This window comes from Erwinia endophytica (assembly GCF_009295515.1).
GTDB classification, from domain to species: domain Bacteria; phylum Pseudomonadota; class Gammaproteobacteria; order Enterobacterales; family Enterobacteriaceae; genus Erwinia; species Erwinia endophytica.
This window is the reverse complement of sequence record NZ_RQVV01000021.1, coordinates 22,222-28,385: the sequence shown is the minus strand read 5'-3', so window position 1 is coordinate 28,385 and position 6,164 is coordinate 22,222. Positions and strand designations below refer to the sequence as shown.

13 protein-coding genes are annotated in these 6,164 nt (G+C 49.6%); all 13 read left to right on the top strand.

Annotation, left to right across the window (positions count from 1 at the left end; translation table 11 throughout):
* Positions 1-215 (top strand): EF-Tu C-terminal domain-related protein (locus EH228_RS06595; RefSeq protein WP_152320871.1); only part of this gene is annotated, 215 nt, incomplete at its 5' end.
* A gap of 158 nt (positions 216-373) precedes the next feature.
* A complete protein-coding gene (bfd, locus tag EH228_RS06590; protein WP_152320870.1) occupies positions 374-568 on the top strand; it encodes a bacterioferritin-associated ferredoxin in 195 nt (64 codons plus the stop codon).
* A gap of 83 nt (positions 569-651) precedes the next feature.
* Positions 652-1,128, top strand: coding sequence for a bacterioferritin (gene bfr, locus EH228_RS06585; RefSeq protein WP_152320869.1), 477 nt, complete (start codon positions 652-654; stop codon positions 1,126-1,128).
* Between the two features lie 337 nt (positions 1,129-1,465).
* On the top strand, positions 1,466-1,777 hold the full coding sequence (gene rpsJ / locus EH228_RS06580) for a 30S ribosomal protein S10 (protein ID WP_001181005.1): 312 nt from the start codon (positions 1,466-1,468) through the stop codon (positions 1,775-1,777).
* 32 nt (positions 1,778-1,809) lie between these two features.
* Positions 1,810-2,439, top strand: a complete 630-nt coding sequence (rplC, locus tag EH228_RS06575) for a 50S ribosomal protein L3 (RefSeq protein WP_152320868.1) — start codon at positions 1,810-1,812, stop codon at positions 2,437-2,439.
* Between the two features lie 10 nt (positions 2,440-2,449).
* Positions 2,450-3,055, top strand: a complete 606-nt coding sequence (rplD, locus tag EH228_RS06570; RefSeq protein WP_152320867.1) for a 50S ribosomal protein L4 — start codon at positions 2,450-2,452, stop codon at positions 3,053-3,055.
* The gene (rplW, locus tag EH228_RS06565) at positions 3,052-3,354 is read left to right on the top strand and encodes a 50S ribosomal protein L23 (RefSeq protein WP_152320866.1); all 303 of its coding nucleotides are present in this window, start codon (positions 3,052-3,054) and stop codon (positions 3,352-3,354) included. Before rplD ends, rplW begins: the two co-directional genes overlap by 4 nt.
* A 17-nt stretch (positions 3,355-3,371) precedes the next feature.
* Positions 3,372-4,193, top strand: a complete 822-nt coding sequence (gene rplB / locus EH228_RS06560; RefSeq protein WP_034940867.1) for a 50S ribosomal protein L2 — start codon at positions 3,372-3,374, stop codon at positions 4,191-4,193.
* A gap of 16 nt (positions 4,194-4,209) precedes the next feature.
* On the top strand, positions 4,210-4,488 hold the full coding sequence (gene rpsS, locus EH228_RS06555; protein WP_013204132.1) for a 30S ribosomal protein S19: 279 nt from the start codon (positions 4,210-4,212) through the stop codon (positions 4,486-4,488).
* 12 nt (positions 4,489-4,500) lie between these two features.
* Positions 4,501-4,833 carry a 50S ribosomal protein L22 gene (gene rplV / locus EH228_RS06550; protein WP_020322777.1) on the top strand — a complete coding sequence of 111 codons (333 nt, stop codon included), beginning with the start codon at positions 4,501-4,503 and terminating at the stop codon, positions 4,831-4,833.
* Between the two features lie 17 nt (positions 4,834-4,850).
* Entirely contained in the window at positions 4,851-5,549 is a 699-nt protein-coding gene (rpsC, locus tag EH228_RS06545; protein WP_002919766.1) for a 30S ribosomal protein S3, read from the top strand.
* Between the two features lie 12 nt (positions 5,550-5,561).
* A complete protein-coding gene (gene rplP / locus EH228_RS06540) occupies positions 5,562-5,972 on the top strand; it encodes a 50S ribosomal protein L16 (protein ID WP_152320865.1) in 411 nt (136 codons plus the stop codon).
* Positions 5,972-6,163: a 50S ribosomal protein L29 gene (rpmC, locus tag EH228_RS06535; RefSeq protein WP_152320864.1), complete on the top strand. Its 192-nt coding sequence runs from the start codon at positions 5,972-5,974 to the stop codon at positions 6,161-6,163. The genes rplP and rpmC overlap by 1 nt, the downstream gene beginning before the upstream one ends.
* Position 6,164 lies beyond the last annotated feature (1 nt).

Genomic DNA, 6,164 nt, shown 5'->3' with positions numbered 1-6,164 from the left:
TCAAAGGTTACCGTCCGCAGTTCTACTTCCGTACCACTGACGTGACCGGTACCATCGAACTGCCAGAAGGCGTAGAGATGGTGATGCCAGGCGACAACATCAAAATGGTGGTGACTTTGATCCACCCAATCGCGATGGATGACGGTCTGCGTTTTGCTATCCGTGAAGGCGGTCGTACTGTTGGTGCGGGCGTTGTTGCTAAAGTTATCTCTTAATTGTTGATAATTTAATGGTGGGGATTTTGCTCTGCCATGCAAATAAAAAAGAGCACTTAGGTGCTCTTTTTTTTGTGTCAGTGATAGCCTGGGTCATGATTGAAATAAAAACGATTCGCATTTACAATAGGCGTCAGATAGGGTACTGGAGTGGTGAAATGTACGTTTGTTTGTGTAATGCAGTCAGTGATAAAACAATCCGCGAAGTGGTCCGGCGTTATCAACCCAAATCGCTCCAGCATTTGCGCCAACTGGTTCCCGTCGGCAAGCAATGTGGTAAATGCATCCGCGCAACGCGTGAAATTATGGATGAAGAATTGCAACATACCCCGCAGTACCGGGAAATCGCCTGATATTTCCCTGTCGTTCATGATGGTTTTTTGACATCCGGCATTCTGCATCTACGCTCTAATTAACTGGACGCGGAGGAAGCAAAATGAAAGGTGATGCAAGAATTATAAATTATTTAAATAAACTGCTTGGAAATGAGCTGGTTGCTATTAACCAGTATTTTCTGCATGCGCGGATGTTCAAAAATTGGGGACTGATGCGCCTTAATGATATTGAGTACCACGAGTCCATCGATGAGATGAAGCATGCGGACAAGTACATTGAACGTATTCTGTTTCTCGAAGGTGTGCCGAATCTTCAGGATCTGGGACGTCTGCGGATTGGTGAAGATGTGGAAGAGATATTGAAGTCGGATTTAACCCTGGAACTGGAAGGGGCGAAGGATTTACGTGAAGCTATCGCTTATGCGGATAAGGTCCATGACTATGTTAGTCGCGATATGATGATTGTTATCCTGGAGGATGAAGAGCATCACATTGACTTCCTGGAAACTGAACTTGACCTGATTAGCAAAGTGGGGAACCAGAATTACTTACAGTCACAAATAAAAGTAGAAGTATAACGTTGTAGCCATGTGGGTGTTCAGGCGCAATTTACGCCGCGGAAACAAATGTTTCGGCGGCGTTCTCAAGTCCATGTCTTCCCGTTAACCCTTTTCCCCGTCTGGACATCGCCTTCGCCTTTTGATAAACAGGTTGCATTACCTACATATGTACGTATAATGCGCGGGCTTGTCAGAAATGGCGGCCCGGTTCAATCTGAACCGCAGGTGAGCGATTAGCTCTCCTGACAATACTCCCAATCGGGGAGTTATGTGCAGACGATTACACCCTCCCATCAATCGTAATGGGTGCGGGTAGTAATTTTTTTCGTTTATAAATAATTGGAGCTCTGGTCTCATGCAGAACCAAAGAATCCGTATCCGTCTTAAAGCGTTTGATCATCGTCTGATCGATCAATCAACTGCGGAAATCGTAGAGACTGCCAAGCGCACTGGTGCGCAGGTACGTGGTCCTATCCCGCTGCCGACCCGCAAAGAGCGCTTTACCGTTCTGATCTCTCCGCACGTTAACAAGGACGCGCGCGATCAGTATGAGATTCGTACTCACAAGCGTCTGGTTGACATCGTTGAGCCAACTGAAAAAACGGTTGATGCTCTGATGCGTCTGGATCTGGCTGCCGGTGTAGACGTGCAGATCAGCCTGGGTTAATCAGGTCATTGAGCGATTGAGAGGTTGAAACAATGATTGGTTTAGTCGGTAAAAAAGTGGGCATGACGCGTATCTTTACTGAAGATGGCGTTTCTATCCCAGTAACCGTGATCGAAATTGAAGAAAACCGCGTAACCCAGGTGAAAGGCCTGGAGAACGACGGCTATACCGCTGTTCAGGTAACTACCGGTGTTAAAAAAGCAAACCGTGTAATCAAACCTGAAGCAGGTCATTTTGCTAAAGCTGGCGTTGAAGCTGGCCGTGGTCTGTGGGAGTTTCGTACCGCTGAAGGCGACGAATTCACTGTAGGTCAGAGCATTAACGTTGCTATTTTCGCTGACGTGAAAAAAGTTGACGTGACGGGTACATCTAAAGGTAAAGGTTTTGCCGGTACGGTTAAACGCTGGAATTTCCGTACTCAGGATGCTACTCACGGTAACTCCTTGTCTCACCGCGTTCCGGGTTCTATCGGTCAGAACCAGACTCCGGGCAAAGTATTCAAAGGCAAGAAAATGGCAGGTCAACTGGGTAATGAGCGCGTAACCGTTCAGAGCCTGGACGTAGTACGTGTTGACGCTGAGCGCAACCTGCTGCTGGTTAAAGGTGCGGTTCCCGGTGCAACCGGTAGCGACCTGATCGTTAAACCAGCTGTGAAGGCGTAAGGGGATAGCAATGGAATTAGTATTGAAAGACGCGCAAAGCGCGCTGACTGTTTCCGAAACTACCTTCGGTCGTGATTTCAACGAAGCGCTGGTACATCAGGTTGTTGTTGCTTATGCAGCAGGTGCCCGTCAAGGTACCCGTGCTCAGAAGACACGTGCTGAAGTGACTGGTTCCGGTAAAAAACCGTGGCGCCAGAAAGGTACTGGCCGTGCGCGTTCAGGTTCTATCAAGAGCCCGATCTGGCGTTCTGGTGGTGTGACCTTTGCTGCGAAACCGCAGGACCACAGTCAAAAAGTAAACAAAAAGATGTACCGCGGCGCGCTGAAAAGCATCCTGTCCGAGCTGGTACGTCAAGATCGTCTGATCGTTGTCGAGCAGTTCTCTCTGGAAGCGCCTAAAACGAAGCTGCTGGTAGAGAAACTGAAAGAGATGGCGCTGGAAGACGTGCTGATCATCACTGGCGAACTGGAAGAGAATCTGTTCCTGGCCGCGCGCAACCTGTACAAGGTTGATGTACGTGATGCAGCGGGTATCGACCCAGTTAGCCTGATCGCCTTCGACAAAGTCGTTATGACTGCTGATGCGGTTAAGCAAGTTGAGGAGATGCTGGCATGATCCGTGAAGAACGTCTGCTGAAAGTACTGCGCGCGCCGCACGTATCTGAAAAAGCGTCTGCTGCGATGGAAAAAACTAACACCATCGTTCTCAAAGTTGCTAAAGACGCGACCAAAGTAGAAATCAAAGCCGCTGTACAGAAGCTTTTCGAAGTGGAAGTAGAAGATGTGAACACCCTGATTGTTAAAGGGAAAGTGAAACGTCACGGACAGCGTATTGGTCGTCGCAACGACTGGAAAAAAGCTTACGTCACCCTGAAAGAAGGCCAGAATCTGGACTTCGTCGGCGGCGCTGAGTAAGTCGGAGGAGAAGAACAATGGCAGTTGTTAAATGTAAACCGACATCTCCGGGTCGTCGTCACGTTGTTAAAGTGGTGAACCCAGAGCTGCACAAGGGCAAACCTTTTGCCCCGCTGGTTGAGAAAAACAGCAAATCCGGTGGCCGTAACAACAATGGTCGTATCACTACTCGTCATATCGGTGGTGGTCACAAGCAGGCTTACCGTATTGTTGACTTCAAACGCAACAAAGATGGTATCCCGGCAACCGTTGAACGTCTTGAGTACGATCCGAACCGTTCTGCAAATATTGCATTGGTTCTGTACAAAGATGGCGAGCGCCGTTACATCCTGGCCCCTAAAGGCCTGAAAGCTGGCGATCAGATTCAGTCTGGCGTTGATGCTGCAATCAAAGCAGGAAACACCCTGCCGATGCGTAACATCCCAGTGGGTTCCACCGTACACAACGTAGAAATGAAACCAGGCAAAGGCGGTCAGATTGCTCGCTCTGCTGGTGCTTACGTGCAGATTGTTGCCCGTGAAGGTTCCTACGTTACCCTGCGTCTGCGTTCTGGTGAAATGCGTAAAGTCGAATCTGACTGCCGCGCTACCCTGGGCGAAGTCGGTAACGCAGAGCATATGCTTCGCGTTCTGGGTAAAGCCGGTGCAGCGCGTTGGCGTGGTGTTCGTCCTACCGTACGTGGTACGGCGATGAACCCAGTCGATCACCCACACGGTGGTGGTGAAGGTCGTAACTTTGGTAAGCACCCGGTAACTCCGTGGGGCGTTCAGACCAAAGGTAAGAAGACCCGCAGCAACAAGCGTACTGATAAATTTATCGTACGTCGCCGTAGCAAATAATTTTAGAGGATAAGCCATGCCACGTTCTCTCAAGAAAGGTCCTTTTATTGACCTGCACTTGCTGAAGAAGGTAGAGAAAGCGGTGGAAAGCGGAGACAAGAAGCCTTTGCGCACCTGGTCCCGTCGTTCAACGATCTTCCCTAACATGATCGGTTTGACCATCGCTGTCCATAATGGTCGTCAGCACGTTCCTGTCTTTGTTTCCGACGAGATGGTCGGTCACAAACTGGGTGAATTTGCACCGACTCGTACTTATCGCGGCCATACTGCTGATAAGAAAGCCAAGAAACGCTAACAGGAGGAAGAGATGGAAACTATCGCTAAACATCGCCACGCTCGTTCTTCTGCTCAGAAGGTTCGTCTGGTAGCAGATCTTGTACGCGGTAAGAAAGTGTCGCAGGCTCTGGACATTTTGACCTACACCAATAAGAAAGCGGCTGTACTGGTCAAGAAAGTTCTGGAGTCAGCCATTGCTAACGCCGAACACAACGATGGCGCTGACATTGATGATCTGAAAGTCGCGAAAATCTTCGTCGACGAGGGCCCAAGCATGAAGCGCATTATGCCGCGTGCGAAAGGTCGTGCAGATCGCATCCTGAAGCGCACCAGCCACATTACTGTGGTTGTGTCCGATCGCTGAGACTCTGGAGACTAGCAATGGGTCAGAAAGTACATCCTAATGGTATTCGACTGGGTATTGTTAAACCCTGGAACTCTACCTGGTTCGCCAATACCAAAGAATTCGCTGACAACCTGGACAGCGATTTTAAAGTTCGTCAGTTCCTGACAAAAGAACTGGCTAAAGCGTCCGTTTCTCGCATCGTTATCGAACGTCCGGCTAAAAGCATCCGTGTGACTATTCACACTGCTCGTCCTGGCATCGTTATCGGTAAGAAAGGCGAAGACGTAGAAAAACTGCGCAAGGTCGTTGCGGATATCGCTGGCGTTCCTGCACAGATTAATATTGCCGAAGTCCGTAAGCCGGAACTGGACGCAAAATTAGTTGCTGACAGCATCACTTCACAGCTGGAGCGTCGTGTGATGTTCCGTCGTGCGATGAAGCGTGCGGTACAGAACGCAATGCGTCTGGGTGCTAAAGGGATCAAAGTTGAAGTTAGTGGCCGTCTGGGCGGTGCTGAAATCGCGCGTACTGAATGGTACCGTGAAGGCCGCGTGCCGTTGCACACCCTGCGTGCAGACATTGACTACAACACCTCTGAAGCGCACACCACTTATGGTGTCATCGGCGTTAAGGTATGGATCTTCAAAGGTGAGATCCTGGGTGGTATGGCTGCTGTTGAACAACCGGAACCGGCTGCTCAACCTAAGAAGCAGCAGCGTAAAGGCCGTAAGTAAGGAGAGTCGCTGATGTTACAACCAAAGCGTACAAAATTCCGTAAAATGCACAAAGGCCGCAATCGTGGTTTGGCGCATGGTACGGATGTTAGCTTCGGTACTTTCGGTCTGAAAGCTGTTGGCCGTGGTCGTCTGACCGCTCGTCAGATCGAAGCAGCACGTCGTGCTATGACCCGTGCAGTTAAGCGTCAAGGTAAAATTTGGATCCGTGTATTCCCGGACAAACCAATTACCGAGAAGCCGCTGGAAGTGCGTATGGGTAAAGGTAAAGGTAACGTTGAGTATTGGGTTGCCTTGATCCAGCCTGGTAAAGTCCTGTATGAAATGGACGGTGTTCCGGAAGAGCTGGCCCGTGAAGCATTCAAGCTGGCAGCAGCAAAACTGCCTATCAAAACCACCTTTGTAACTAAGACGGTGATGTAATGAAAGCAACTGAGCTGCGTGAAAAAAGCGTTGAAGAGCTGAACACTGAGCTGCTTAACCTGCTGCGTGAGCAGTTTAACCTGCGCATGCAGGCAGCATCCGGCCAATTGCAACAGACTCATCTGTTGAAGCAAGTGCGCCGTGATGTTGCACGCGTTAAGACTTTACTGACTGAGAAGGCGGGTGTGTAAT